Consider the following 25,495-nt stretch of genomic DNA (forward strand, 5'->3'; position numbering starts at 1 on the left):
AAATTAGAACAATTGTTCTAATTTAAAAAATATGATTTATTCCCACTCTTAATTATTCTTATCTTTGAAGAATGAGCACAAAGGAAAAAATTCTGGCGAAGGCACTGGAGCTCTTTAATGAAAAGGGTTACAACCATATTACCACAAGGCATATTGCGGCTGAACTTTCCATCAGTCCGGGAAATCTTCATTATCATTTCAAGCACTCTGAAGATATTACCAAAATCCTCTTTGAAGAACTCACTCTGAAAATGGATGATCTGCTGAACAAAATGAAGAAAATAGAAAATAAAACATTGGGAGATCTTTATACACTGACTTCTTCTACGTGTGAAATCTTTTATTCTTACCGATTTATTTTCATCAATTTTATAGATATTCTGAATAAAATTCCGGAAGTGAAAACTCAATATGAGGGCATTAATTTCAACAGGAAAGAAGAGTTTCAATTGATATTTTCAGATCTTCAGAAAAACGATATTTTCAAAAAAGATATTCCGGAATTTATCACAAATAGCCTTACAGAACAGATTTTCATTATTGCAGACAATTGGCTTACTCACAACAGACTGATTTCAAAACTCAATAAAAAAACAGCCATTCAACATTATACCATTCTGCAGATGAATCTTTTTTATCCATTATTCAATAAAGAACAGCAAAAGCTCTATGAGCAGCAATACATCCGATAAACCGATGATCAGGATCAGAAAAGGAAACTTACAGGATCTTCCGGAAATGCTGCTTCTTTTTCAGAACACCATTACAGCCATCTGCCAACGGGATTATAATACAGCTCAGCTTGAAGCCTGGAAATCCGGTGCTGAAAATAAAGAAAGATGGCTAAATGTAATGAAGGAGCAGTATATCTTAATTGCTGAATCTGAGAATAAAATTGTTGGTTTCTGTACTCTTGCTCAAGGAAATTATATTGATTTGTTGTTTGTTCACAAGGATTATCAGCATCAGGGAATTGCTTCCCAACTTTATAAGCTTATTGAAAAAGAAGCCTTAGATCAAAACCAAAAGGTCTTAACTGCTGATGTAAGCAAAACAGCAAAATCATTTTTTGAAACTATGGATTTCAGGCTCATCCAGGAACAAATAGTAAATGTAAAAGGAATCGATCTTATCAATTATAAGATGGAAAAACGCTTATAACATGATAAAAAACATATAAAGTCAATTTAACAAATTGTGGCACAGAATTAGCTTGAGAAATGGCAAGTAAAATTGTTTTGAACCATTATTTTAGACCATTAAGATACGTAAATGGTTAAGTTTTTTCTAAAAAAACAAATCTTGTTATAATCACTTACACTACATCTTAATGGTTTAAATATTGGAACTTCAGGAAAAATCCTGTTATATTTACAATATCAATGAAACACTTAAACAGCATATTGCGTCTTCCATTCTTCAGTGAATATTACACTCCGAGCTATCGTTCGGGAAGACTTTCTATATCTGTAATCTAAATTAAATAATCTACTTAACATATAGAGCCCGGACAGTACTGTCCGGGCTTTTTTCATTTAAAACTATTACAACATGATTGATACATTACAAGAAAATGTTTCTATTATCCTTCCGGAAAACGGATTGGAAGAGAAATTAAAACAAGCCAAAGAAGAAAACAGAAAACTTTCTATTAAACTGGGCTTTGATCCTACGGCTCCTGATTTACATCTGGGACATGCCGTTGTGCTAAAAAAACTGAAACAATTTCAGGATCTGGGTCATCAGATTATCATTGTGGTGGGAAGTTTTACCGCAAGAATAGGTGATCCTACAGGGAAAAATAAGGCAAGAAAACCTTTAAGCGTTGAAGATGTTCAGCATAATGCACAAACTTATATCAATCAGCTTTCGAAAATTATTGATGTTGAAAAAACAAAAATCGTTTTCAATTCTGATTGGCTTGATGCATTGAATTTTTCTGAAGTTATTCAACTATTATCAAAAGTTACGGTTGCCCAACTGATGCACAGAAATGATTTTAATAAAAGGTTTACAGAAAATACACCAATTGCCATGCATGAGCTGGTATACCCTATTCTGCAAGGTTTTGATTCTGTAAAAATTGAATGCGACATTGAAATGGGAGGAACCGACCAACTTTTCAACTGTACGATGGGAAGACAACTGCAGGAAGTTCATCAGATGCCTGCTCAAATTGTCATGTGTATGCCTTTGTTAAAAGGTCTTGACGGGAAAGAGAAAATGAGTAAGTCTTTGAACAACATTATCGGATTGACGGATGAGCCGAATGAAATGTTTGGTAAAACCATGTCTATTCCAGATGCTTTAATTGGAGAATTCATCGATCTTACCACAGATTTTTCAATAGAGCAGAAAAACAATTTAAAGGTAAAAATGGAAAACGGTGAAAATCCGATGAACATTAAAAAACTGGTTGCCAAAAATATTATCAGTCAATACCATGATGATGACGCTGCTGAAAGTGCAGAACTTTTCTTCAATAACCAGTTTCAGAATAAGAATTTTGATGAGAAAAGCTTTGAGCCTGTTTCCATCCATACTTTAGATCATAACCAACAGAGAACAACTGTTCTTGAACTTTGCTACCAACTAAAAAATGACCTCAGCAAATCTGCGGTGAGAAGGCTTATTGAAAGTGGTGGTGTTCAAATTAATTCTGTTAAAATTCTAAATCCTGACCAGGAAATAGAACTGATAAAAGAAATCAAAATAAAAATTGGCAGAAGAAACTTTTTTGAACTGATCTAAAAAGAGATTGAGTGCCGGAAAAAAGCTTCCGGCATTTCTCTTCTTCTCTGGCTCCAATTAAATCAATATCTTCGTCCCAAGAAACAAAAAGTAATGACGCAGGCTGAAATCCTTTCCCTGATTGATGAAGAATTGTTCACTGATAATATTAAAACAGAACTCAGTGAGCAAAAGATTATCTGGACGGATCATTCAGGTACGGAAAATTCGGTATCTCCACATCAGACGGCCATCAATAATGATGGTATGATCGCATGGTGGCAATGTAATGAAGCTGGAAAAGAAGAAGTTAGAGTCAGGCTGAAGGAAAAGAAAGTGCTTACCTGGAAGCCACCTGTTAATACCTTAGGACAACCCATTTTCAGAGATGGTCTTTTATATTTTTATGGAAATCATCTGATTATTAAGTACAAAGATAACCATTATCAGAGGCTCTTTATTTTTAATATCAAAACATTACAAGATGAAGAAATTCTTATTAATGCACTTACCATCCAGGTAAAATTAGTAGGTAATGAATTGTTTTTAGGAGGTCTTTACCCTGATGAAGAGTATATAAAAATCACAATGTATCCTGATCATTTTGAAAAAGAAAATATGGATGAAGCCTATCTTCGCCAAAGAAATATTACATTTGATTAAATAAAACCGCAGGCAGCAAACAGATTTATTTATTATTGAAATCTGAAATTAATAGGATAACAAACTGGTATATGGAAAGAAATATTACAATCTACATGTTTGATAGTACAAAAGCTGCCAGCAATCTGTACAAGGATCTCCAGCACCGAATCTACCATACCAGTACGTTCAAAAATTATATTGAAGATCAGGAAAAGCAGGTTGAGAACAATAACATTAATTTCAACAGTCTCCTGGAATGTGTTGGAAATGACATCAATATGATGCATCCCAATGATCTGTATGAAATTACGCATTTCTTTAAAAGTCAAATACATCCCTTATTTCCTAATGATTCTGTAGAAGCAAGAGAGGAGTATTTCAAGACCTTATATGATTATTTAGGAATTACTAAACTCTATGAGCTTACTACCACAAATGCGTGCAAAGCCTATGGATACCTGTATGAAGCTTATATTGATTCTTTTCCTGTTACCGGAATACAGGGAAAAGATCTGAGCATCAATATCCGAACTGAAGATTTTTTACATTTCAATAATTTTCTTATTCTGGTTACCAAAAAAATTATTGACAGTCAATTGTATGATTATCCTGATGAATTAACCGAAGAGGAAGAAAGCATCATTGAAACAGTACAATCAGAAAATCTGCAAAATGAATTGATGTCTGAAGTTATTGAAGAGGAAATGAAATTTCTTACAAAAGTATTTTACCCTGATAACAGACAGGATTTTATCCAAGCTGTTTATCATGTCCATACTTTCTTAAAACAGGCCATCAAAATGAAATTAATAATTGATGTTCAAAAAAATCCGAGGATTATTGTTGTAGATATTTATTAATTCTTTTATATCAACAGGAAAAACCTGGCTTAAAATTCGAATTCAAAAAAAATATGAAAACTCCACTTACCTACCAAAAAGCGACAGAAAACGATATTGATTATCTCCTTGATCTGAGGATAAAAACAATGGTTCCGCATTATGCAGCATCCAATCTCCCTACAGACCGGGAAATGACTCTTAGCCGGGTTCTTGATCAGTTTGCTAAGGCACATATTATTTTTCTGGACAATCAGCCTATTGGGCTCTTGAAATTAGACAGAGCTGAAACGAATATTGATATCATGCAACTTCAGATTGATCCCAGCCAGCAAGGTAAAGGATTGGGAAGAATAATCCTGACTGATATTTTAGAGGAAGCTTCTGCAGCAGGAAAAACAGCGTCTTTAAGTGTTTTAAAAACCAATCAGGCACAGCATCTTTATTCCAGTTTAGGTTTTAAAATCGTAGATGAAGATGAGTATGCCTACTTTATGGAATTTTCTCCGGTTTAAATCTTAATAATGCAGATAAATTTGCTCTAATAAGTTCCAATTAAGATCTGAATAAAATATAATCTCTCGCGGATTAAGCTGATAAAGCAGATTTTTTACCACAGATCACACTGATGATTATACATAAAGATCTGATCGGCGTAATCTGAAAAATCTGCGAGAAATAATTAGAATATTTTCAAATTGAACAGAATAAGTTTTGGCTAAAGCCAGTGGATTTGTTAGAAATATAAAAAGCGGGCTAAAGCCCGCTTCTATTGAATTTTAATACTATTGATTGGCCATTGTCACATAGATCAATCTTCCGCCTTCTTCTGCTGATAACAGTATTTTCTTTCCATCAGTCAGCTCTACCATTGATCCCGGTGGAATTTCTTTCTGTTCTGTAATGTCTTTCATCCCTGCTAAACTTTGATTCACCAATACCCATTTTCCTTGATGGAAAGTAAAATATCCTACCGGCATTTTATCCTGCATCGTAAGATTTTCATTTCTGATCACCTTTCTGGACACATGCCATTTGAATAAATATTGATTGTGATACACCATCAACCTATGATTTTCAGGTTTCCAGACCTCATCATCAAATCTGAAGTATAGATCCAGAACCGGAAGCGTTCCCTGATGTGGAGTTCCACAGAAAGGACATTTAGGATTGCTCATGTTATCAAAAACATACCATTTTTCTGTACATTCTGAATTCTTACAAGGCTGTATCAGGTCTACCGTTTTCAATAAGGCAGTTTCCCATTCATTGGCTGTAGGACGTCGGATCGGATCATGTAATCCGTATATAAATGTTTTTCTGAATAAATCTGCAATATATGGCCCTGTTGCAGTATAAGGAATCTTCTGTGGGTCACCCCAGAAAGTATCCCATTTTCTAAGATGATCTGCTCTTACATTATTGGAGGGATCATTAGGATGTTCTATAAACAATGCTTTTTCACCCATAGATATCATTTCATCCTTTTCAGAATCCAGATCCCAGATTTTTCCACCACGAAGAGGGTGTCTTCTTAACAGATACATATAGATCAGGACTGCAAGAGCATGCAAATCGGTTTTTTGATTAGGAAGATGTCTTCCGGGATCCTGAAGTCCCAAATGTTGGGTTTTTAAAACTTCAGGCGCAATAAAGTCTGCTGTTCCGATTACTTCCGGAGGGAATAATTTTGGGACAACAAGTCCGTCAATATCAATAATACAGGCCGATTTGGTCACTGGATCTACCAGAATATTGTTATATGATAAATCGGAATGGGCTAATCCCATCTGATGGAGCTTCTTTACACCTCTACTGATATTGATTGCGATCTGAAAATAGCTTAACCAATCTCCCAGTTCAGACTGATCCAGTCTCAAAGGATACTGTGGATTTCTGAACATCGGAGCTGTGTACCATTTCCCTACTTTATCTTCACCCTGAATATTATCCGAACCTACATATCCTTTAGCAAAGAAAAACTTTTGATTGTAAATAGGAACCACAATTCCTGTCAGCCTATCTTTTTCCACAATATCATAGGGCCATCTGAATATTTCATTCAGAAAATAGTCTGCTGAATTCCCATTCTGAATGTTTTGCAGATAGGTAGAAACAATTCTCATAATTCTTTCCTTCTGCCCTTCATCCAGCGGATTTCTGTAAAAAGCAACTACATACTCTCTGTCTGGCGAAAAGTAAACATCTTTTACTCCGCCCTGGATTGGTTTGTCATCTACATATTCATAGGATTTGGCTGCATCCAGAACAGAAACAACCTTAATGGTGTTTTTCATATTGAATTAATAAATTATGGCCAATGTACGGTCGTCATGGTTTCCTCTGCTCCAGAAATCAGTCCAGTGAAGTAGTTGTTGAGCAATTTCAGTATCATTGATAAAATCTACTTTTGCAAGATCATCATTATCTCCGTTAAGATCTTTAAAAAATGTTTTCCAGCTTCCTGTATCTTCCAGCTTGTTTTCAGTAAGGAATTTTGGGTCATAAATTCCATCTGTCATGAGCACCAGATATGAAAAGTCCTTAACACAAGTGATCCCGAAACGGGAAACAATATGATCGTTGAAAATTTCTTTCATGGTAATAAAACGAGTCCCACCGCTGAACTCTCCTACATCCATGATATTTAAAAGCTTTACCTCAGAAAAATCAGTATTGATAAGGTTAATCGGGCAGTCTCCTACTCCAAAACTCAGGATCACATATCCAAAATTGAATTTTTTAACCAAAGAAAAAACAAGAGTGGCATGCAGATCATTAGTAGAAAATTTATTTTCTGAAGCGCTTTTCTCCAAAGTATGATGAACATATAAAACCCCTTCATACAGGAGTCTTATCACATTCTCCTTGGCTTCCTGTTCTTTTTTTACATCTTCTGAAGTATAAATAATGTTGACATTATTTTCAATTTCACTTACAACTTCCGCAGAACTGAAAAAATGATTAACAGAAACAGTGGCCAGCCTTGAACCTTCTCTTGCCATTACAGCAGAACCGGCACCATCAGATATAGAAATGATATTCCAGTCTAAAGGAAGTTTATTTATTGCAAAATCATCTTCTCTGAATTTTCCTTCATGGGCATGAGAACGGCCTCTTTTGGAAGCTACAACCATTTTTTTGTCTGAAAATTCTCCTTGAAAAGAGACCTCATCTTCTTTATAGAAATCAGCATCCTTATCACTTGGAATATTCTTCCATAAATCTTTGGGATCAATATTAACCAATAGCTGAACTCTTTTAACATCTGTATTTTCTTTATCCTCCGTATGGAAAAATTCTATATCCAGATGATACATATTATGGGCTGTAGGAATTCCGGAAATTCTGTTATTTTCAAACGTAAGTCCTGTTTCTTCCAGGTTGCCGATATTTTTAATGTTGATATTCGGAAAATCAACCATTTCAAGGGTGAATTCATAGAATTTTCCTGAATGGGCATGCTTTAATACCCAGTGAGCATCTTTAAACTCTTCCTTTTCTTTATGAATAGTTCCTTTTTCCACAGGCTTTTTTCCAATCCCAAAATAAAATGAAGGTATTTTCATGGGCAATACGATTTAACCTAACGTTCTGTTGATATCAAATCCACCTCCCGAATATCCGTAGTAATCAGAAGTTCCACACCAAGGGCATTTATTATATCCTTCTCCCTGCAGGCAATGAATTCCACCACATGCGCAGGTTGCCAGCGCAATAGGATTTGCACAATGCGGACAGGAAGTTCCCCCTTGAAGTTCTTCTATTGAAATTTTCAGATTACTCCTTTGGGCTGAAGACAGCCTGTAATAAGACTTTTCATCAATTTTATAGGCTCCCTCCAATTTATAATATCTGGTTGACATCCCCGGAATACTTGATTCCCCGAATGTCTTTTTAAATTTCATTAAATAGAGTTTATCCGTCTCAGAACATTTTCCATTAAGAACTACAAAATTATTGTCCGGAAAGCGCTGTTCCATCTGCGGATCTACTTTTTCAAGGATCACAGAATCGATTTTGGAAAGATTAATCCCTTCTTTCTTCGCTTCGGTAACACTCTGGCTAGTTGTTTTAATAGAATCTGTTACCCATTTGAAGAATTCTTTATACGAATTTTCATCTGTATTATTGAACAGTAAAACGTTATCCGCCAGTGAACCCAATAGTTTATAATTGGTATTCTCTCCTATAGAAACAGCAATGGTATTGGCCTTTCCGTTATACTTAGTATTCCATCTTTCGATTGCTTTGGTAGCATCATCAGTGGGAACACCATCTGTAAACAGAAAAACAATTGGCTTCCAGTCGCCTTTTCTATCGTACGTTGTTTTTACAATATCCTGATCTATGCAATCCATGATTTTAATCAAGCCTTGCGACAATGAGGTACCACTTCCAATTGGAATTTTAGGTGGATAGAAACTGATAATATCCTGGAGCGGAGTAATTACTTCTGCCTCTCCTGCAAAACCTACCAGGGAAATATAAACCGTTTCCAATGAATACGGATCTTTTTTCAGTTCTCTAACAATATCGGAAATTCCTTCCTGTACCTGCTCAATCGGGTCTCCTACCATAGATTCGGAGACGTCAATTAAAAAATAAATCGGTAGCCTTCTCATAACTGTAAAGACAATTTTTTAAATAATAATAGTAAGCTCCGATGGTGGCGGAGGCAATGTTACGTGATCTGTTGTATTTTGTGAATGTCCACCTTGTGTAATGGAAGAACTCACCCACCTGAAAAAGGATGAAAGTGTGATGGCATCTGTTGTGTCAAGTTTTACAACATGATCGGTAAGTTCTTTCAGATACTGTTCATCAGCTTTAGGACCCGCAGCACAACCTACAATAGCTCCAAACTCAAGGCCTCCAAGAACCGGAATCATCTGTCTGTATTTCTGAATATCAGAAGGTTTTCCATCCGTAAATATAAAAAGTAACGGCTGCCAGTCTCCTTTTTCATCAGCAGACCCCTTTACAAGGTCTTTCTGAACAAGCTCAGCTACCATTTCCAGTGCTGCCCCAGTGTGAGTTGGGCCACTATCCGGACAGCTAATCTCCATGGGATAAAAATTGGCAAGTGCAGTTAACGGAATGATATTTTTAACTTCTCTATCAAAAGTAATGACACTTAAATGAAGGCTTTCCATGGCTTGCGGATCTGCACGAAGCATACTGATAAGCCCGTTGAAACCGTTGTTCAGTGCCTGGATGGGCTCCCCGTTCATGGAGCCGGAAGTATCCAGTAAAAAATAGGCTAATAATCTTCTGGTCATAAGGTGGTTATTAATTCTGAAGCCGGCGGAGGAAGTCGAAGACTTCCCAGCCGGCTTTTATGTTAAATTGAAATCTAAAGTCTAGTTTGAGTATGAATACTGCTGTCTCAGAATATCAATGAAGTTATCTGTATTGTGAGGCTCTCCCACAGCACGGAACTTCCAGTCCCCATTATGACGATATGCTTCAGCAAAAACCATCGCACACATTCCGTTCATACTTGAATCTCCGGAAAGGCTGTATTTGGTAATTTCTTTACCAGTAGCATCCACCGCACGGATAAATGCATTTTCAATCATTCCAAAGTGCTGGTTATTGGCTCTTCCCTGATAAATAGTAACAAGGAATACAATTTTCTGGTAGCTTTGATCCAGCTGATCCAGCTTTACAATAATCTGCTCATCATCTCCATCTCCGGCACCGGTTCTGTTATCTCCCGTTAACCATACATTTCCGCTTGGATGCTGCATAGAATTGAAGAAAACCACATCTCCCTGATACAATCCCATCTGTCTTCCGTCATTCGTCTGAACCGTTCTTCCAAGATTGGCAACTTTTCCGTTGCCATCTAAAAGAAATGCTACTGCATCAAGATCATATTCTGCTTCCTTACTAAATATCTTACCAAAGAAACCTCCTTGCTTTCTTACGTCCCATCCTAAACCGATCGTTACTTTTGAAAGGTCATAAACACTCTCTCCACGGTCGTTTTTTCTTAAATCAATCGTTTGACCTTTCTGTAAATTAATTGCCATAGCTATCGTTTTGTGTATTAGTGTATTGATTATTTATTTGATGATTTGTCCTTTATAATATTTCTCAAGGAAGAACCCAAGATCTGCTCTGTATCCTATTCCTGAAGCTTCAAACTTCCAGCTTCCGCTTCTTTTATACAGTCTTCCGAATTCAACGCCTGTTTCAATCGAAAAATCTTCATCAAGCTCATATTTTGCAATCTCCTGATTATTGCTGTTGTCTACTACTCTGATATAAGAGTTTCTCACCTGTCCGAAGTTTTGTTTTCTTCTTTCAAAATCTTCAATAGTAACTACAAAAAGAATTTCTTCCACTCTTGAATCTACTTTATCAAGATCAATAATGATTGCTTCATCATCATCTCCATCACTATTTTTTCCACTTGGATCATCTCCGGTATGGGTAAGAGCTCCATCCGGCGAAGTCAGATTATTATAAAAAACAAAATATTCCTCGCTTACTAATTTTCTGTCAGAATCAATCATGATTGCTGAAGCATCAAGATCGAAGTCGTAGCCTGTCCCTTCATTAGGATCCCAACCAAGTCCAATTGTCATTTTAGTCAATCCGATCTCAATCTTTTGTCCTTTCTGTAGATTAATTGCCATAGTATTTTATGTTATGAATTATTTTTTGCATTAAGATAGATTTGATTTACGAATTGACCAAATTTATTTGTTAAAAATAATGGATATAAAACAATTAAGTCTCTTTTTTCACTTACATAAACAGCAATAAAAAAGGCTCAATTAAAAAATTGAACCTTTATATGATATAATTATTGAATTACTTTTTTAAAATTCCTTCTTTGAAGCAGCTTCATTTCTTGCTTTTGCCAGCATTGGAATTGAGATAAGCCCCATTACAAGCATAATTACAATCTGAAGCGGTAAGGAAATAAAAGAATAGGTAAGCCCCATTTCACCACCAAGATCAGCACTTTTTCCCACTGAGATAAAAAGAGCCATAAAACCATACTTCATCGCCAGATTATAGGCGCCAATTCCACCACTGGCAGGAATAATCATTCCCATTGTTCCCACAACAATAATGAAGAAACCATCTGCAAAGGTAAATGCTGAAGTTTCAGGAAGTGCAAAACATACCAGATAAGCTGCAAAATAATAGGAAATCCAGATCCCCAGTGTATATAATATGAACTTCCCTTTTTCTTTTAATTTGAAAATGGTAGTCAGTCCCTGAAAAATTCCATCTATAAAATTGACAATCTTACCTAGAAACGGAACATTTGCTAATTTCTTTTTAAAGGCAAAAAACAAGACAGTACCTCCAATCAATACAGCAAAAACAAGCAGAATTTTATTAGGATTGATATTCACTCCTGAATTTTCATAGAATGACACAATTGCTTCATATTTAAACAATAATGTCAGACCAAGGAAACCGAGCATACATATCAAGTCCACCACTCTTTCCAGAATTATGGTTCCGAAGGATTTGTCTACAGGTACTTTTTCCACTCCATACAAAGCTGTAGCTCGCGCCACTTCACCACTTCTAGGGATGGTAAGGTTCATGAGATACCCAAATGAAATAGACCAAAGTGAATTGGAATTGGAAATACTATGTCCCATTGGCTCCAGCATCAGATTCCAGCGAATCGCTCTGAACCAATAGGCTAACAGACCAAATACAGATGCAAACAATACCCAAAGGTAGTTGGCCTTAGCCAATGACTGTTGAATCACTTTAAAATCAAGCCCACGCAAGGCAAGCCATAAAAAAAAGCCTGCAAAAGCAAGCGATATTACTATTGTAATGATTGATTTTAAAGGACTTTTTGATGTTTTCTCCATGAATTACGTAAGAAGGTTTGTTTTTTCATCCGGGAAAACGATTTTCGGCTGGAAGTCTTTTGCTTCTTCAGGTGTCATCTGCGCATAGGCAATAATGATGATGATATCATCCCTTTGTACCTTTCTTGCAGCAGGCCCATTTAGGCATACTTCTCCGGATTTTCTTTTCCCTTTGATAACATACGTATCGAAACGCTCGCCGTTGTTTACATTAACAATATAGACCCTTTCTCCCACTACCAAACCGGCAGCTTCAATAAGATCTTCATCTATCGTTATACTTCCTATATAATTAAGGTCTGAGGCCGTAACTCTTACCCTATGAATCTTGGATTTGAAAACTTCTATTAACATGCTGCAAATTTATTAATAAAAATTAATAAAACAGACCTTCATTACCATTAAAAAACTCCCATAAACAACGGGGTTTAATTTTGTAAAACACAAAAAAAGAGATCATTACTTATATTATTAACAATTATATTCTTAAAAACATCAATACTTTATACACAATTTAGGATTTAATAAATACAGGAAATAATATTAACTTTTTGCTAAAGTCAATAAACATAAGCATTTGGCATGATTTTAGTAACCCGTAACGTAGGTTTTTCGTGAAAACACGAATTATCATATTTTAACCATTTTCACTGAAAAGTAAAAAAATTGTACAAGTTTTAATAAAAAAATTGCACAATTAGAAAATAGTATTATATTTGCTATAATTACGAACTAACTTTAATATTAAAAATTATGAACAAGTCTGAATTAATCGACGCAATCGCAAAAGATGCAGGTATCACTAAAGTGGCTGCAAAAGCAGCTTTAGAATCTTTCATTGGTAACGTAACTTCTACTTTAAAGAAAAAAGACGGAAAAGTTTCTTTAGTAGGTTTCGGTACTTTCTCAGTAGCTGAGAGAGCAGCTAGACAAGGGATCAACCCTGCAACTAAAAAACCAATTAAAATTGCTGCTAAAAAAGTTGCTAAATTCAAGGCTGGAGCTGATTTATCAAATGCAGTTTCTGGTGCTAAGAAAAAATAATCATTCAGATTACGAAAATTCAAGGCTGTTTCTTCGAAACAGCCTTTTTTGTACCTTATAATTACCGATATTGGATAGATTATTAATTATGGATTTGAATTCCTAAATACAACTATAATTCAATAAAAATAGACCTTAATTCGTTCGCAAATAATCTACATACCTCTAATTAGCTATACAGAGCTTAGATACAAACTAAGTGATTAGAACTAGGAAAAATTACCCTTAAAAGAAAACATTAAGAGGAATGAAGATATTGAGATGATTAAGCTTAGGCTAAAGCCTTTAAAGTGCGTATAATAAATAAGCGGACTAAAGTCCGCTTCTATTGATGTTTAAAAATATTTCCTTCAATTAATCAGCTGAAAATAGGAATAATGACATCTGGTACTAGCTCCCATTTCCAAACTTTCCGCTTCCATCTTTCTTCTTATGGAGCCAGTCGAGAGATCTTCCAGTCCAGGTCTTCCAACTGATATATGATTCTATCGTGAAGACGGTTGGGCCTTCCCTGCCAGAATTCAATTTCATAAGGTCTTGCAAGATATCCACCCCAATGATCAGGTCTTGGAACTTCCGTATTTTCGTATTCCTTTTCAAGGTCTTTTAACTTTTCTTCCAGAAACTCACGGTTAGGAATTTCCTGGCTTTGTGGAGAAACTACAGCACCTAGCTGGCTTCCCTTCGGTCTCGAATGAAAATAACCATCGCTTAAGTTTTCTGCAACTTTTTCAAGATTAGCTTTGATAATGATTTGCCTCTCCAAATTTGGCCAGAAAAAGTGTAAACAGGCTTTATGATTATTTTCTATGGCTTTTCCTTTTCTGCTGTTGTAATTGGTATAAAAAATAAACCCTTCATGAGTATACGCTTTTAACAACACCATTCTTGTTCTTGGACAACCATCCTCTTCTACTGTAGAAACCGCCATAGCATTGACTTCAGAGATCATAGGACTCTCACTAGCCTGCAAAAACCAGTCTCTAAACTGCTCAATTGGATTTTGTTTTATCTCACTTTCAATAAGTTGGGATTTATCGTACACTTTTCTTTTGTCATGCAGGTTTTCCATAAATATTTTTTATTAAATTTGAGTATGAATCACTCATACAAAGGTAAAATATTAATCTCGACACCTGACATTTCCGGCGATATTTTTTCAAGATCGGTGGTATTGGTTATTGAACATAACGAGAGCGGAGCTTTCGGTTTAATACTGAATAAAAAGAATAGTCAGATGAGCAGTAAATTCAAAGATTTCTTTGATTTTAAGATTGAGGTATATGATGGTGGTCCTGTAGAAAACGACAAGGTCTTTTTCATTGTGAAAGGGGATAAAAAAGTTACTGAGGTTTTTACTGATATCACGGATGAATATTATCTTACCGAAGACATTGAACGTATCATCAATGCTGTATTAGCCAATGAACTGGATATTCACAATGTAAAAATATTCTCTGGATATTCGGGATGGGCTCCTAACCAGTTAGATAGTGAGGTTCAGAGAAAAATGTGGACCGTAGTAGATGTTTACAATCTTGATTATACTCTTCCAAATGACCAAACCCTATGGAAATCTATCATGCAGAATCTTGGTGGAGAATTCTTACTTTGGGCTAATTCACCTGAGGATATTTCATTAAATTAGCAATATCCTTTTCAGACCGGTAAAATAATTAACAAATTTTAAGATTCTGTTAACCAATTTTAAAGAAAGTTTTTCCGTTCTTTGAAAAACCAAAATCATTGAAATGAAAGGTATTACACTACTTGCTTTATCAATCTTTTCGACTGCTTTTTTATCATTTACTCCTCTCAATAAGAAATATATTGTCATAGATGCCGGTCATGGTGGAAATGATAATGGTTCAGTATATGATCATTTCACTGAAAAAGATATTACACTAAGTATTGCGAAACAAATTCAAAAACTTAGTGGAAAGCAGAATCAATATGAGGTGATTTTAATAAGAAATGAAGACACTTATCCCAGCCTTTCAGAAAGAACTACTCAAATCAACAAATTGAACCCTGAAATGGTCATTTCACTCCATGTTAATACTTCTCTTCAGAAAGAGACTTCTATGCACGGAACTGAGGTATATGTTCAGAATTCTGAAGACTCAAAACAACTGGCGGGGAAAATCTATAAAAAGTTTAAAGTTCGTAAAATTGAAGAACGTAATAATCTTCACATGTTAAGAGAAACCAAAGCACCTGCTGTATTGGTTGAACTGGGATTCATCAATAACTCTGCAGACAGAGCTTATATTACCAGCGAAAACGGACAAAAGGAAATCGCACAAAAATTCGTTGACATCATCAACGAAAATTAAAATAGAGAAACAATTTCTGATTTAATCAGAATAAAACCCGGTAAAGGACTTTGTAATGTTGTTGTTTACCGGGTTTGTCAATTTTATGAGTTAAAACTCTCTTTCCAACTTTCTACCAATTCTTTAAATCGGGAAGTTTCAAAGGTTTTATTTCTTATTTTACCTACAGAAAATATGCCTTTCTCATCAGAAATCATTAGAATTTCTTCTGCTTTCTGAGATTCAAATGCAATAATCTCGTGTTCCTGGATATCAGCCAGCTTATTTTTATGTAAAAAAGTAACGAAGTTTTCCATTAAAGGAGAGATGTAAGCTCCTTCTGTCTGCTTTGGAACTTTAATAACATCTCCTTCCATAAACAAAAGGTTACCGGAAGTAGTACGGGCAATTCTTTTATTAGGGTTTAAAAGGATAACATCATCAAGATCATTTTCCTGGGCGTAAATTCCGCCGTAGATGTTTTCAGGACAATGTACTCTGATATTACTTAAGAGGTTATTATTCACATTAATTTCCTTAATCAGATCCAGATCCAGAGATCTCTGATGAACTGCCAGTACATCATCCATCTCATCAACTTCATAAAAATAGGAAATTGAAGACTTGGCCAATGTTAAGGCATCCTGATTTCTAAATACCTGGAAATTGATAATTCCATTCTTTATTCCTTTCCCATCTATGATCTCTTTTTGGAACAGTAACTGGAAAAACTCCAGCGTATAGGTTAAGGGAATATTCATTCTCATCTTTCTCATGGAAGCCATCAGGAAGAAATAGCATTCTTCATCCATGATCAATTTACCGTCTCTTACAAAGAAAGAAACCTTTACTGCATCGCCCCAAAGAAAGGCTCTGTTCTTTACATTCAACTCGTCTGAAGTAAAATATTGATTTTCCAATTTTCGATGTGATTTATTTACAAAAAAATAATGAACGATAAATCGTTCATCAGTTTTATCATTTGATACAGTCCTGCATTATGCAGCACCTAATTTTATTCTGAGGTTCTCAATAAGATTTTCCCAATACATTGCGTTTTCATCTTCATCACCTTCTTCACAGAAATCTGTAATATTCAGGGCTAAGTCTTCTGTAATATCATCAATTGTGATGGTCATTTCAAAGAAGTTTTTAGTTCCTTCATCTTCTTCCCATCTGAAACGCACGAAACCTTCAGGCTTATATCTGATCAAAGTGGCCTTTTCTGCAGGGCCTCCACCCCAGCTAAAAAAGAAATCATCGCCTTTCTCTGTAACCTCATCCGCAAACCATTCAGACAACCCCTCTGCAGTAGCCAGATATTCATATAAAATCTCTGATAAACAATGCATTGGAAATTCGTAATGGACTTTATGTTTCGCCATATAATCTTTGTTTTTATCGTCCCGCAATATATAAATTAATTTTTTTATTACACAAAATTGCAGTTACTTTTTTAAAGAATCTGCATGATATTTATCAGAGATAAAAAATATGTATTATGTTAAGTATTAACCTTTAAAATTACCATGTTAAGCATAAAAAAAAATCTCCCCATTTGGAGAGATTTTATCTTTAATCTTCATTTAGAATATCAAGTATAATCTGACAACCTTCTCTAATTTCCTCAAGAGATAATGTAAGGGGCGGAGATATTCTCAGATATTCATTTCTGTATAATTGCCAGAAAACAATAAGTCCGTTCTCCATGCATTTTTTAGCTACTTTTAAGGTATATTCCGGCTCTCCAAGATTCACCGCAAGCATTAGGCCTTTACCGTTGATATTTTTAATCTTTGGATGTACTAAAAGCTCTCTGAACAGTTTTTCTTTTTCTTCAACTTCTCCCATTAAGCCACTTTCAAGAACTTCTTTCAAGGTAGCGTGACTCGCTGCTGCAATCAGTGGGTTTCCTCCAAAAGTCGTAATGTGTCCCAACTTTGGAGAATGAGATAATGTTTCCATCATTTCTTTAGAACTCATAAAAGCTCCCACAGGCACACCTCCTCCCATTCCTTTTCCCATGACAAGAATATCAGGGACAATTCCAAAATGTTCAAAAGAGAATAGTTTTCCGGTTCTCCCGAATCCCGGCTGAATTTCATCCAAAATCAAAAGAGCTCCTACTTCTTCACATCTTCTCTTCAGTTTTATGAGATAGTCATTATTTGGAACTAAAAAACCTGCCGCTCCCTGGATCGTTTCCAGAATGACACAAGCTGTCTTTTCTGTAATCTTATCGAAATCATTTTCATTATTGAATTCAATAAAAGTAACCATCGGCAATAACGGGCGGAATTCTCTTTTATGAGTTTCATTTCCGGAAACACTTAAAGCTCCATGCGTATTTCCATGATAGGAATTTTTAAAAGAAACAATTTCTTCTCTTCCTGTATATCGTTTTGCCAACTTTAAACTTCCATCAATCGCCTCCGCTCCACTGTTTACAAGATAAGTAACTTCTAAAGGATCCGGAGTAGCCTCTGCAAGCAACTTACAAAGCGCTATTGGCTTATCCTGGGCATATTCACCATATACCATTACATGAAGATATTTATCAGCTTGTTCTTTGATGGCATTAACCACTTTAGGATGTGAATGTCCCAATGTATTGGCAGAAACCCCTGCTACAAAGTCCAGATATTTTCTGCCATCTGTACCATAGATATAGCTTCCTTCCGCTTTTTCAACTTCAAAGCCTGCAGCAAATTGGGTTGTTTGCGCTTGGTATGTAAAAAAATCTTTCTGCATTTCGGAAATATTTTATAGAATTCTAAATCAGATATCTTCTTTAGAACTTTTCTTTATCTTAATTTTAGATGTGTTATTGTAATCAAACTCGGAAAGGCCTTCCAACTCATCGTTTATTTTTTGATTCCAATCTTGAAGCTTCTGAACATTAAGTCCATAATGTGTTTCTTCATTCATTAAAGCTTGAGTTTTGACATATTCAACTGTCAGATTATTAAAAATACTGTCAGCGTAATCAAATCCTTTCCAAAGCTTATTTTTATGAATAAGAAGTTCCTTTCTCATTTTTCGGGCATACACTTCAGATAGATCAAAATTCAATTGCTGATAAGCTATCATAGCCGAGATGTTATCTGAAACTGGATTTAATGCTGAAGAATTTCTGGAAAATTTGTTGATAATATTTCTATTAAAATTATTATTAAAGACATTAAAACCTCTCAAATGATAAGAAAAATTGATCGCCGATCTTATTGGAACATTATTATCACGAGTTATTAACTTATAATCTTCTTTTTGTAATTTTCTTTCCTTACTCCATATAAATTCACCTTCTTGTAAATTTTGTGAAAAAATCACTACAGGGAAAAATAACAACAATAATATCTTTTTCATAATAATACCTTATTTCCTAACTCTTTTTGGCTTCTTGGCTTCTTCTTTGGCCCTTTCTTTTTCTATAGCATTCTGAGCCTGATCATAGAGTTCATTATCTGAAGAATATTTAATTTCTTCATAATTCGGACTATCAACTAATACATCCTGCCATTTCCTGATCCGGTCTTTGGTATTCCAGTTGAAATCCGGAAACTTTCTTTTTGAAGGTTCTATTTTACTCATGGGATAGGTATCAGCGGTAGCACCAATACTACAGGAAATAATCTGCAAAGCTCTGTCCTCAAATAAAGCACCAATAATACCACAGGCTGAAAGTGTAATCCCAATTCTTTCGGGCTTTTGGGTTTCTTTGTTTACATCATCTACATAAGCAATAGACTGTGCATTTCCAACTACCCTGGCTTCTTTAATGTCGTTACCTTGATAGTAAACTGTCATATATTTACCTTTTACCTGATTGAATTCATCTTTCAGAGTTAAAGAGTCTACTTTGCTAATGGCAAAAGCATTTCCAATTACTTTTAAAGAATCTATATTTTCATTCTGGGTATTGAAATAGGCTTCCACTTTATCACCTGTTACCTGTTTTTCACCACTCCATAAGATAGGTTTTGTATACATGTGCATAACACCATCCGTTTCATTGAAAGCAATAGAGTCTGCTCTTCCCTGTGCATTGGATTTGTATATTCTTGCTTTTTTATAGGCTCTTAAAAAACTCTTCTTTATTTTGATATCTAAAGAATCCGGTTTTTGGTAAGATATAATATTTTCTGCTGCAAAATAGGCGGTATCTTTTTCCATGATTTTTACAGCGTAAGGATTTTTGGTCATCATTGAAGAATCTTTTTTTTCAAAGATTTCACCATATCCTCCTTTTATATACCTTCTCTCTTTAGGATCATCCAAAGTTACATTACCGGTAGCCTTACCAAAACCTGTGATCTGATTAAAGTACATATCATCACCGGTAAGGATTTTATCATTATAAAAGATCTTGGAATTCTTATTCAGGAAAGCTTCTTTGGTTTCCATTCTATAGGTTCCTCTTTCTGTGTAAACCCTGTTTTTTGGATTAGCTCTGTTGGTAATAGTAGTAGGTCCGAAAAATTCGGCTACTTTGGTATTCTGGTTCTGCTTAATATTAACTCCTTCAATGATGTACTGGGCATTGTCTATTTTAACGTTTCCAACAAAATCAATCATTTTGGTATCGAGAAAATAGGTTGCAGACTTAGTATACATCACATTTCCCTGACTATCGGAAATAGTTCCTCCTGTATTAAAATAAGCTTGGTTGGCAAGCCTGTCATAGTACAGAATATCTGTTTTGATCGTTTGCTTTGGATCTGTAAGGACAACATTTTTACGGGCAACACCTTTTTGAGTATTACCATCATATTCCATTTCTCCTGCAGTGATTACAGAGCCATCTGCATTTTGAAGTTTTGTATTACCTATTGCTTTTACGAAATTCTCTTCTTGATAGATGATCACTTCATCTGCTGTAAGCACTGAACCTTTATGTTCAATCTGAACATTTCCAATAAAATATTGGTTCCCATCGTATTTAGCTGGGTCTTTTTTTATTTCATCCGCATGGATGATCTTTACTTTATCTTCGGGTTTCAGCTGTTTGGGTTGAGCCGTAGAGGGATTCTGTAAATAAGGATCTCTCTTCACAGGAGTTTTATCCTGCGCAAAGCTAAGCGTAGAAATAAAGATAAACAGAAAAAGGATTATTCTCATTAATTAGTCATTCTTAGTGCCATAGAAATATAGCGAATGAGAATCAATTTTTACGCCAAATGCTTCTTCAATGGCTTCTTTGATTCCTTGTATTCTTGGGTCACAGAATTCAATAATTTCTTCGATTTCTTTATCTGAGTCTTTTTTGTAGATCACCAGGTGATCATGCTGTTTGTCAAAATAAGACTTCTCATAAGATGAAGAAGTAAGGGTTTTTTCTCCAAACTGATGCTTACGGATTAAACCTGCATCAAGGAAAATCTCAATAGTGTTATAAATAGTTGCTTTAGAAACATGGTATTTCTTCTGCATCATCAGAAGATACAGATCATCAACATTAAAGTGATGATCCATATTATAAATTTCTTCTAATATCGTATATCTTTCAGGAGTGTTTCTAAACCCTTTTTCTAATAAGTAGTTTCTTAAAACATCCTTGATTAAAGCTATATTTTTTTCTTTTTGTATTGTATCCATTAAAAAAATTATCTACAAATTTATTGATTTTTATTTAAATAGATAGTATGGTTAAATGCTCTTGCAATTAAGGGTTATGACGAAAGTACCCGGATTGTTCAATTTTGTTGTCATAAACTGTAAGCTCTGTAATTGGTGCAGATTCCACTTCAACGTTATGAGAAGACACTCCCCAAGCCTTAAAGTCATCACTTCCGATATACTTCACAAAGTTGTAAATATTGAGGGTAATCTTCTGTTTAACAGTTAAAAGGATATCGTTGATATAGGTGTTATCAATGATAACATACTTCAGATCCGGCGGTATATTATGAGCTCTTAAAGACGGATGGCTGCTTCTTGAAGGAATGGTTCCGTCTGCCATAAGATCTTTCAACACCATATTGAAATAGTCATTAATTCTTCGGTCTACTTTAAATCCTAAAAGGAAATTGATCTTATAAACAGTTCCCGGGAGAATTTCATCTACTGTATATTTGAATGTATATGGATCTTCCTGATTTACAATACTTAAAATAAAGTAATGATCTGCTCTCTTCGGCTGCTTTTTGATGATGGAATAAATAATTTTAGATTCTACTTCATCATTTCTTTTAGCACGGCTTAAATAAGCAAGATTTGTAGCATATTTTGGAATGGTTTCATCCAATTTCATGTCTTTAAGAATAGAAATATACTTTTCTATTTTTACAAACTGAATAAACCTTGTTTTTATTAATCTTCCGTTGTACCATGCGTACATGGAAATTCCAATAGACCCAGCCAATACAACAGTAATCCAACCGCCTTCCATGAATTTAATAATATTAGCACTGAAGAAACCTAATTCAATCGCCATATATACTAAAGCAAAAAGAAGGATCAGTACTTTACTTACTCTATGTTTCAATAACCAGAAGACTAATAAGACTGTGGTCATCAACATGGTAACTGTAATGGAAAGTCCGTATGCTGCTTCCATTTTTCCTGATTCCCTAAAATGAAGAACCACGATGATACATAAAATTAAAAGTCCCCAGTTGATTCTAGGAATATACATTTGTCCTTTAACTCCGGAAGGATAATCAATTTTTTGATTAGGCCATAAGTTGAGGGACATTGCTTCAGAAAAAATTGTGAAAGAGCCTGTAATTAAGGCCTGACTTGCAATAATTGCAGCGGCTGTTGCTAAGATAACCCCTGGTATAATCATCCATTCTTCCATAATACCAAAGAATGGGTTTACAACAGAGAATCCAGGTTTATTATAGTTGGTCAAAAGCCAAGCTCCTTGCCCAAGATAGTTTAGAATAAGCATAATTTTCACAAATGCCCAGCTTACTCTTATATTTTTGGCCCCACAATGTCCTAGGTCTGAATAAAGAGCCTCAGCTCCAGTTGTACAAAGAAAAACTGCACCAAGAATAACAATAGCACTTGGAGAGTTTACAATTAGCTTGTAGCCGTAATAAGGGTTAAAAGATCTTAGGATTTCAAAGTTTTCACTCAAATGCATAACTCCCAAGCCTCCTAATACTAGGAACCAAACTACCATTACTGGTCCAAAAAATTTACCAATAAAACTAGTGCCAAATTGCTGTACCACAAATATTACGATAAGAATTCCAATAGTAATAGGAACAACAGGGGTATGAGGATTATAGATCTCAAGCCCTTCTATTGCTGACATTACTGTAAGCGAAGGGGTAATTACCCCATCCGCAATAAGTGCTGCAGCTCCTACAATTGCAATAAGATATAGCCAACCTTTTTTAAGGTTTTTAACTAAGGAAAATAGGGCTAAAATCCCGCCTTCTCCTTTATTATCTGCTCTTAACGCAATAATTACATATTTTATGGTAGTCTGAAGGGTAAGCGTCCAAATAATACAAGAAAGAGCCCCTTCTATATATTCATTGAAAGGCATATTACTACCTTGAGATCTCGCATTTACAATTGCTTTCATTACGTAAAGCGGAGAGGTACCAATGTCCCCAAAAACAATTCCCAAAGACACTAAAACTCCAATAAAAGAAAGTTTCTTTATATCAAAATGATAACCTTCTTCTGTAACTTCTGCCATATCAGCTTATTTATTTTAAAGGCGCAAATTTATACTAATTTTATGACGTCAAGAACTTTTCTTCATGAATATAATAAATGAAAAAACTTCCTTTCGGAAGTTTTTCTCTATAATCTATCATTATTTTACGTACATCGCTTTTTTGATTTCCTCTTTTACTTTTTCAAGTTTAGGGAACCATTCTGCAAATAATGCTGCTGAATAAGGTGCAGGTGCATCAGGAGTAGTAATTCTCTTGATTGGAGCATCTAAGTAATCGAATGCTTTTTGCTGTACCATATAAGTAATTTCGGAAGAAATTGACCCAAATGGCCAAGCTTCTTCTAAGATCACTAATCTATTTGTTTTCTTTACAGATGTTAAAATCGTATCAAAATCCAGTGGACGAATTGTTCTAAGATCAATAACTTCTACAGAGATTCCTTCTTTTGCCATATCTTCAGCCGCTTGAATAGCAAGCTTCATAATTTTACCAAAAGAAACCAAAGTAACGTCTGTACCTTCTTTCTTAATTTCTGCCTTTCCTATTGGTAAGTAGTATTCTTCTTCAGGAATTTCCATTTTATCACCATACATCTGCTCAGATTCCATGAAGATAACAGGATCATTATCCTGGATAGCTGTTTTCAACAATCCTTTTGCATCGTAAGGGTTTGAAGGAACGATTACTTTAAGACCAGGAACGTTTGCAAACCAGTTTTCAAAAGCCTGAGAGTGTGTAGCTCCCAATTGTCCTGCAGAAGCAGTAGGACCTCTGAAAACGATAGGACAGTTCCACTGACCTCCGCTCATCTGACGGATTTTCGCTGCGTTATTGATAATCTGATCAATACCTACCAATGAGAAATTGAACGTCATATACTCTACAATTGGTCTGTTACCATTCATTGCAGCTCCTACAGCAATTCCTGTAAAACCAAGCTCAGCAATAGGTGTATCGATCACTCTTTTCGGACCAAATTCATCCAACATTCCTTTTGAAGCTTTATACGCACCATTGTATTCTGCAACTTCCTCCCCCATTAAAAAGATGGATTCGTCTTTACGCATTTCCTCGCTCATTGCTTGTGCAATTACCTCACGAAAAGTATATTCTGCCATATTTATTTGAAAAATTTAGACTACAAAAATAGTGATTTTTTATTACTAACATAACAAAAAAGGTATCTCATTTGAATGGAACGCCTTAATATTAATTTTATTTAAATAGGGTTTTCTTCGTGGCAGCTGAGTTCTTTGTAGTTTTTTCTAAGATCATGTAAAATTTTCCCATAAGTTCTTTTATAAATTATATACAAAAGATAAAAGGTGATGAGCAAAACAATTGCAAAAACAATATAATTTGCCATTACAGGGACTATTGTATCAGGATTAGTGGGTAATTTATTCATATGATGAGCTGTATTCCATCCATCTTTAGAACCTGCTATAAAATCTTTTACATTATGATCGAAATGAATAATACTATCAACAACCGCCAACATCAAAGAAATACATGCATATGCTAATATGAGCGTTCTCAGATTCATAATACTTTTCATTAATGCAATACTGTTCTGCCCGGTTTTCATTTTACTGAACAGATAAATAATTAATCCTGTAAAAACTAAAAACATAGCCACTCTCAGATAGGGAAACTGTTGATCAAGATAGCCGTACAAGGTCCATAATATAATCTCAATTCCTCCAATAAGCAGCAATGTTTTGGTGATGGAAACAGATTTATGTTTTATCATATTATAGATTTCATTTTCAGAATATTCTTTAAAATCGTCTGATGCCTTGTTCCAATCTTTTTTCAGTAATTCTAATTCGTCCATACTATTTTGTGTTTATTTTGGTTTTCAAATTATTTTTGGCTCTGTTCATTTTCACCCTTGCATTCCCTTCTGTAATTCCAAGGATCTCTCCTATTTCTTTATAAGGTTTATCTTCCAGATACATCATGATTAAAGCTTTTTCCACATCAGACAATTCATAGATGGCTTTATACATTTTTTGAAGCTTATGTTCTTCATCTTCGTAAGCCTCATATTCTATTTTGAGGGTTGAAACATCAATATCAACCGTTTGCGCCTTCTGTTTCTGAGGTTTTCTGAATAGTGTAATCGCTGTGTTAAGTGCTACACGATACATCCAGGTAGAAAATTTAGCTTCTCCTTTAAAACCTGGAAAAGATTTCCATAGCTGGATGGTGATTTCCTGAAAAAGGTCATCATGATCTTCAGCATTATCTGTATATATCCTGCATATTTTATGGATAAGCTTTTGATTAGGCTTAAAAAATTCTACAAATGTTTTCTCCTGTCCGGTGCTCATATTCTATAAGTGGGGAGATTTTATTTTCGTTACATAATTTTTCAAAAAAAAATGACATTTCATTTCTGAAATGTCATTTTAAAATTCTAT

General features: G+C 34.9%; 28 protein-coding genes. 9 read left to right on the forward strand and 19 right to left on the reverse strand.

The annotated features are described in order from the left end of the window. Positions 1 to 71 precede the first annotated feature (71 nt). The 6 genes from BLS98_RS16340 (at position 72) to BLS98_RS16365 (ending at position 4,729) form a co-directional block, all read left to right on the forward strand. Complete coding sequence (locus BLS98_RS16340) at positions 72 to 692, forward strand: TetR/AcrR family transcriptional regulator (protein WP_089737584.1); 621 nt, start codon at positions 72 to 74, stop codon at positions 690 to 692. Next, complete coding sequence (locus tag BLS98_RS16345) at positions 670 to 1,161, forward strand: GNAT family N-acetyltransferase (protein WP_089737585.1); 492 nt, start codon at positions 670 to 672, stop codon at positions 1,159 to 1,161. Before BLS98_RS16340 ends, BLS98_RS16345 begins: the two co-directional genes overlap by 23 nt. A gap of 390 nt (positions 1,162 to 1,551) precedes the next feature. Beyond that, the gene (gene tyrS / locus BLS98_RS16350; RefSeq protein WP_089737586.1) at positions 1,552 to 2,751 is read left to right on the forward strand and encodes a tyrosine--tRNA ligase; all 1,200 of its coding nucleotides are present in this window, start codon (positions 1,552 to 1,554) and stop codon (positions 2,749 to 2,751) included. A 93-nt stretch (positions 2,752 to 2,844) separates the two neighbouring features. Next, positions 2,845 to 3,393 (forward strand): hypothetical protein, encoded by a 549-nt coding sequence (locus BLS98_RS16355; protein WP_089737587.1) that lies wholly within the window; start codon positions 2,845 to 2,847, stop codon positions 3,391 to 3,393. A 71-nt stretch (positions 3,394 to 3,464) separates the two neighbouring features. Beyond that, complete coding sequence (locus BLS98_RS16360; RefSeq protein ID WP_089737588.1) at positions 3,465 to 4,235, forward strand: hypothetical protein; 771 nt, start codon at positions 3,465 to 3,467, stop codon at positions 4,233 to 4,235. A 53-nt stretch (positions 4,236 to 4,288) separates the two neighbouring features. Further along, complete coding sequence (locus BLS98_RS16365; RefSeq protein WP_089737589.1) at positions 4,289 to 4,729, forward strand: GNAT family N-acetyltransferase; 441 nt, start codon at positions 4,289 to 4,291, stop codon at positions 4,727 to 4,729. 270 nt (positions 4,730 to 4,999) lie between these two features. Here BLS98_RS16365 and BLS98_RS16370 read toward each other — a convergent pair whose 3' ends face one another. The 8 genes from BLS98_RS16370 to panD all read right to left on the reverse strand — a co-directional run bounded on the left by BLS98_RS16370 (position 5,000) and on the right by panD (position 12,424). After that, a complete protein-coding gene (locus BLS98_RS16370; RefSeq protein WP_089737590.1) occupies positions 5,000 to 6,511 on the reverse strand; it encodes a helix-hairpin-helix domain-containing protein in 1,512 nt (503 codons plus the stop codon). A 6-nt stretch (positions 6,512 to 6,517) separates the two neighbouring features. Then, complete coding sequence (locus BLS98_RS16375) at positions 6,518 to 7,783, reverse strand: protein phosphatase 2C domain-containing protein (RefSeq protein WP_089737591.1); 1,266 nt, start codon at positions 7,781 to 7,783, stop codon at positions 6,518 to 6,520. Between the two features lie 12 nt (positions 7,784 to 7,795). Then, positions 7,796 to 8,839, reverse strand: coding sequence for a TerY-C metal binding domain-containing protein (locus BLS98_RS16380; RefSeq protein WP_089737592.1), 1,044 nt, complete (start codon positions 8,837 to 8,839; stop codon positions 7,796 to 7,798). An 18-nt stretch (positions 8,840 to 8,857) separates the two neighbouring features. Continuing rightward, on the reverse strand, positions 8,858 to 9,496 hold the full coding sequence (locus tag BLS98_RS16385) for a vWA domain-containing protein (RefSeq protein ID WP_089737593.1): 639 nt from the start codon (positions 9,494 to 9,496) through the stop codon (positions 8,858 to 8,860). Positions 9,497 to 9,577: 81 nt separating this feature from the next. Continuing rightward, positions 9,578 to 10,252 carry a TerD family protein gene (locus BLS98_RS16390; protein WP_089737594.1) on the reverse strand — a complete coding sequence of 225 codons (675 nt, stop codon included), beginning with the start codon at positions 10,250 to 10,252 and terminating at the stop codon, positions 9,578 to 9,580. A 33-nt stretch (positions 10,253 to 10,285) separates the two neighbouring features. Then, the gene (locus tag BLS98_RS16395; protein ID WP_089737595.1) at positions 10,286 to 10,861 is read right to left on the reverse strand and encodes a TerD family protein; all 576 of its coding nucleotides are present in this window, start codon (positions 10,859 to 10,861) and stop codon (positions 10,286 to 10,288) included. A gap of 186 nt (positions 10,862 to 11,047) precedes the next feature. Beyond that, on the reverse strand, positions 11,048 to 12,070 hold the full coding sequence (locus tag BLS98_RS16400) for a lysylphosphatidylglycerol synthase transmembrane domain-containing protein (RefSeq protein WP_089737596.1): 1,023 nt from the start codon (positions 12,068 to 12,070) through the stop codon (positions 11,048 to 11,050). A 3-nt stretch (positions 12,071 to 12,073) separates the two neighbouring features. Then, a complete protein-coding gene (gene panD / locus BLS98_RS16405) occupies positions 12,074 to 12,424 on the reverse strand; it encodes an aspartate 1-decarboxylase (RefSeq protein ID WP_029294648.1) in 351 nt (116 codons plus the stop codon). A 399-nt stretch (positions 12,425 to 12,823) separates the two neighbouring features. Here panD and BLS98_RS16410 point away from each other — a divergent pair, with 399 nt between their 5' ends. Next, positions 12,824 to 13,114, forward strand: coding sequence for an HU family DNA-binding protein (locus tag BLS98_RS16410; RefSeq protein WP_027379880.1), 291 nt, complete (start codon positions 12,824 to 12,826; stop codon positions 13,112 to 13,114). Positions 13,115 to 13,544: 430 nt separating this feature from the next. Here the strand turns inward: BLS98_RS16410 and pdxH are convergent, their stop codons facing one another. Further along, positions 13,545 to 14,186 (reverse strand): pyridoxamine 5'-phosphate oxidase, encoded by a 642-nt coding sequence (pdxH, locus tag BLS98_RS16415; protein WP_089737597.1) that lies wholly within the window; start codon positions 14,184 to 14,186, stop codon positions 13,545 to 13,547. Between the two features lie 24 nt (positions 14,187 to 14,210). Here pdxH and BLS98_RS16420 point away from each other — a divergent pair, with 24 nt between their 5' ends. Next, entirely contained in the window at positions 14,211 to 14,762 is a 552-nt protein-coding gene (locus BLS98_RS16420; RefSeq protein ID WP_089737598.1) for a YqgE/AlgH family protein, read from the forward strand. 103 nt (positions 14,763 to 14,865) lie between these two features. Then, the gene (locus tag BLS98_RS16425; RefSeq protein ID WP_089737599.1) at positions 14,866 to 15,450 is read left to right on the forward strand and encodes an N-acetylmuramoyl-L-alanine amidase family protein; all 585 of its coding nucleotides are present in this window, start codon (positions 14,866 to 14,868) and stop codon (positions 15,448 to 15,450) included. A gap of 83 nt (positions 15,451 to 15,533) precedes the next feature. Here BLS98_RS16425 and BLS98_RS16430 read toward each other — a convergent pair whose 3' ends face one another. The 10 genes from BLS98_RS16430 to BLS98_RS16475 form a co-directional block, all read right to left on the reverse strand. After that, positions 15,534 to 16,349 (reverse strand): aminotransferase class IV, encoded by an 816-nt coding sequence (locus BLS98_RS16430; protein ID WP_089737600.1) that lies wholly within the window; start codon positions 16,347 to 16,349, stop codon positions 15,534 to 15,536. 78 nt (positions 16,350 to 16,427) lie between these two features. Next, positions 16,428 to 16,814, reverse strand: a complete 387-nt coding sequence (locus BLS98_RS16435; protein ID WP_089737601.1) for an START-like domain-containing protein — start codon at positions 16,812 to 16,814, stop codon at positions 16,428 to 16,430. A 190-nt stretch (positions 16,815 to 17,004) separates the two neighbouring features. Beyond that, positions 17,005 to 18,180, reverse strand: a complete 1,176-nt coding sequence (locus tag BLS98_RS16440) for an aspartate aminotransferase family protein (RefSeq protein ID WP_089737602.1) — start codon at positions 18,178 to 18,180, stop codon at positions 17,005 to 17,007. A gap of 27 nt (positions 18,181 to 18,207) precedes the next feature. Further along, positions 18,208 to 18,795, reverse strand: coding sequence for a hypothetical protein (locus BLS98_RS16445; RefSeq protein ID WP_089737603.1), 588 nt, complete (start codon positions 18,793 to 18,795; stop codon positions 18,208 to 18,210). A gap of 9 nt (positions 18,796 to 18,804) precedes the next feature. Further along, positions 18,805 to 20,547 (reverse strand): OstA-like protein, encoded by a 1,743-nt coding sequence (locus tag BLS98_RS16450; protein ID WP_089737604.1) that lies wholly within the window; start codon positions 20,545 to 20,547, stop codon positions 18,805 to 18,807. A gap of 3 nt (positions 20,548 to 20,550) precedes the next feature. Then, positions 20,551 to 21,024, reverse strand: a complete 474-nt coding sequence (locus tag BLS98_RS16455) for a Fur family transcriptional regulator (protein WP_002976876.1) — start codon at positions 21,022 to 21,024, stop codon at positions 20,551 to 20,553. Between the two features lie 67 nt (positions 21,025 to 21,091). After that, positions 21,092 to 23,086, reverse strand: coding sequence for a KUP/HAK/KT family potassium transporter (locus BLS98_RS16460; RefSeq protein WP_089737605.1), 1,995 nt, complete (start codon positions 23,084 to 23,086; stop codon positions 21,092 to 21,094). A 120-nt stretch (positions 23,087 to 23,206) separates the two neighbouring features. Next, the gene (locus tag BLS98_RS16465; RefSeq protein WP_089737606.1) at positions 23,207 to 24,187 is read right to left on the reverse strand and encodes a pyruvate dehydrogenase complex E1 component subunit beta; all 981 of its coding nucleotides are present in this window, start codon (positions 24,185 to 24,187) and stop codon (positions 23,207 to 23,209) included. Positions 24,188 to 24,288: 101 nt separating this feature from the next. Beyond that, entirely contained in the window at positions 24,289 to 24,906 is a 618-nt protein-coding gene (locus BLS98_RS16470; protein WP_089737607.1) for a hypothetical protein, read from the reverse strand. 1 nt (position 24,907) lies between these two features. Beyond that, positions 24,908 to 25,405 carry an RNA polymerase sigma factor gene (locus tag BLS98_RS16475; RefSeq protein WP_089737608.1) on the reverse strand — a complete coding sequence of 166 codons (498 nt, stop codon included), beginning with the start codon at positions 25,403 to 25,405 and terminating at the stop codon, positions 24,908 to 24,910. Between the last annotated feature and the right edge of the window lie 90 nt (positions 25,406 to 25,495).

Origin of the sequence: Chryseobacterium jejuense, from assembly GCF_900100075.1 — a bacterium.
In the GTDB taxonomy this organism is placed as follows: Bacteria; Bacteroidota; Bacteroidia; order Flavobacteriales; family Weeksellaceae; genus Chryseobacterium; species Chryseobacterium jejuense.

Coding starts and splice junctions, on each gene's coding strand:
- BLS98_RS16340 (WP_089737584.1), top strand. CDS start 72: ATGAGCACAAAGGAAAAAATTCTGGCGAAGGCACTGGAGCTCTTTAAT.
- BLS98_RS16345 (WP_089737585.1), top strand. CDS start 670: ATGAGCAGCAATACATCCGATAAACCGATGATCAGGATCAGAAAAGGA.
- tyrS (WP_089737586.1), top strand. CDS start 1,552: ATGATTGATACATTACAAGAAAATGTTTCTATTATCCTTCCGGAAAAC.
- BLS98_RS16355 (WP_089737587.1), top strand. CDS start 2,845: ATGACGCAGGCTGAAATCCTTTCCCTGATTGATGAAGAATTGTTCACT.
- BLS98_RS16360 (WP_089737588.1), top strand. CDS start 3,465: ATGGAAAGAAATATTACAATCTACATGTTTGATAGTACAAAAGCTGCC.
- BLS98_RS16365 (WP_089737589.1), top strand. CDS start 4,289: ATGAAAACTCCACTTACCTACCAAAAAGCGACAGAAAACGATATTGAT.
- BLS98_RS16370 (WP_089737590.1), bottom strand. CDS start 6,511: ATGAAAAACACCATTAAGGTTGTTTCTGTTCTGGATGCAGCCAAATCC.
- BLS98_RS16375 (WP_089737591.1), bottom strand. CDS start 7,783: ATGAAAATACCTTCATTTTATTTTGGGATTGGAAAAAAGCCTGTGGAA.
- BLS98_RS16380 (WP_089737592.1), bottom strand. CDS start 8,839: ATGAGAAGGCTACCGATTTATTTTTTAATTGACGTCTCCGAATCTATG.
- BLS98_RS16385 (WP_089737593.1), bottom strand. CDS start 9,496: ATGACCAGAAGATTATTAGCCTATTTTTTACTGGATACTTCCGGCTCC.
- BLS98_RS16390 (WP_089737594.1), bottom strand. CDS start 10,252: ATGGCAATTAATTTACAGAAAGGTCAAACGATTGATTTAAGAAAAAAC.
- BLS98_RS16395 (WP_089737595.1), bottom strand. CDS start 10,861: ATGGCAATTAATCTACAGAAAGGACAAAAGATTGAGATCGGATTGACT.
- BLS98_RS16400 (WP_089737596.1), bottom strand. CDS start 12,070: ATGGAGAAAACATCAAAAAGTCCTTTAAAATCAATCATTACAATAGTA.
- panD (WP_029294648.1), bottom strand. CDS start 12,424: ATGTTAATAGAAGTTTTCAAATCCAAGATTCATAGGGTAAGAGTTACG.
- BLS98_RS16410 (WP_027379880.1), top strand. CDS start 12,824: ATGAACAAGTCTGAATTAATCGACGCAATCGCAAAAGATGCAGGTATC.
- pdxH (WP_089737597.1), bottom strand. CDS start 14,186: ATGGAAAACCTGCATGACAAAAGAAAAGTGTACGATAAATCCCAACTT.
- BLS98_RS16420 (WP_089737598.1), top strand. CDS start 14,211: ATGAATCACTCATACAAAGGTAAAATATTAATCTCGACACCTGACATT.
- BLS98_RS16425 (WP_089737599.1), top strand. CDS start 14,866: ATGAAAGGTATTACACTACTTGCTTTATCAATCTTTTCGACTGCTTTT.
- BLS98_RS16435 (WP_089737601.1), bottom strand. CDS start 16,814: ATGGCGAAACATAAAGTCCATTACGAATTTCCAATGCATTGTTTATCA.
- BLS98_RS16440 (WP_089737602.1), bottom strand. CDS start 18,180: ATGCAGAAAGATTTTTTTACATACCAAGCGCAAACAACCCAATTTGCT.
- BLS98_RS16445 (WP_089737603.1), bottom strand. CDS start 18,795: ATGAAAAAGATATTATTGTTGTTATTTTTCCCTGTAGTGATTTTTTCA.
- BLS98_RS16450 (WP_089737604.1), bottom strand. CDS start 20,547: ATGAGAATAATCCTTTTTCTGTTTATCTTTATTTCTACGCTTAGCTTT.
- BLS98_RS16455 (WP_002976876.1), bottom strand. CDS start 21,024: ATGGATACAATACAAAAAGAAAAAAATATAGCTTTAATCAAGGATGTT.
- BLS98_RS16460 (WP_089737605.1), bottom strand. CDS start 23,086: ATGGCAGAAGTTACAGAAGAAGGTTATCATTTTGATATAAAGAAACTT.
- BLS98_RS16465 (WP_089737606.1), bottom strand. CDS start 24,187: ATGGCAGAATATACTTTTCGTGAGGTAATTGCACAAGCAATGAGCGAG.
- BLS98_RS16470 (WP_089737607.1), bottom strand. CDS start 24,906: ATGGACGAATTAGAATTACTGAAAAAAGATTGGAACAAGGCATCAGAC.
- BLS98_RS16475 (WP_089737608.1), bottom strand. CDS start 25,405: ATGAGCACCGGACAGGAGAAAACATTTGTAGAATTTTTTAAGCCTAAT.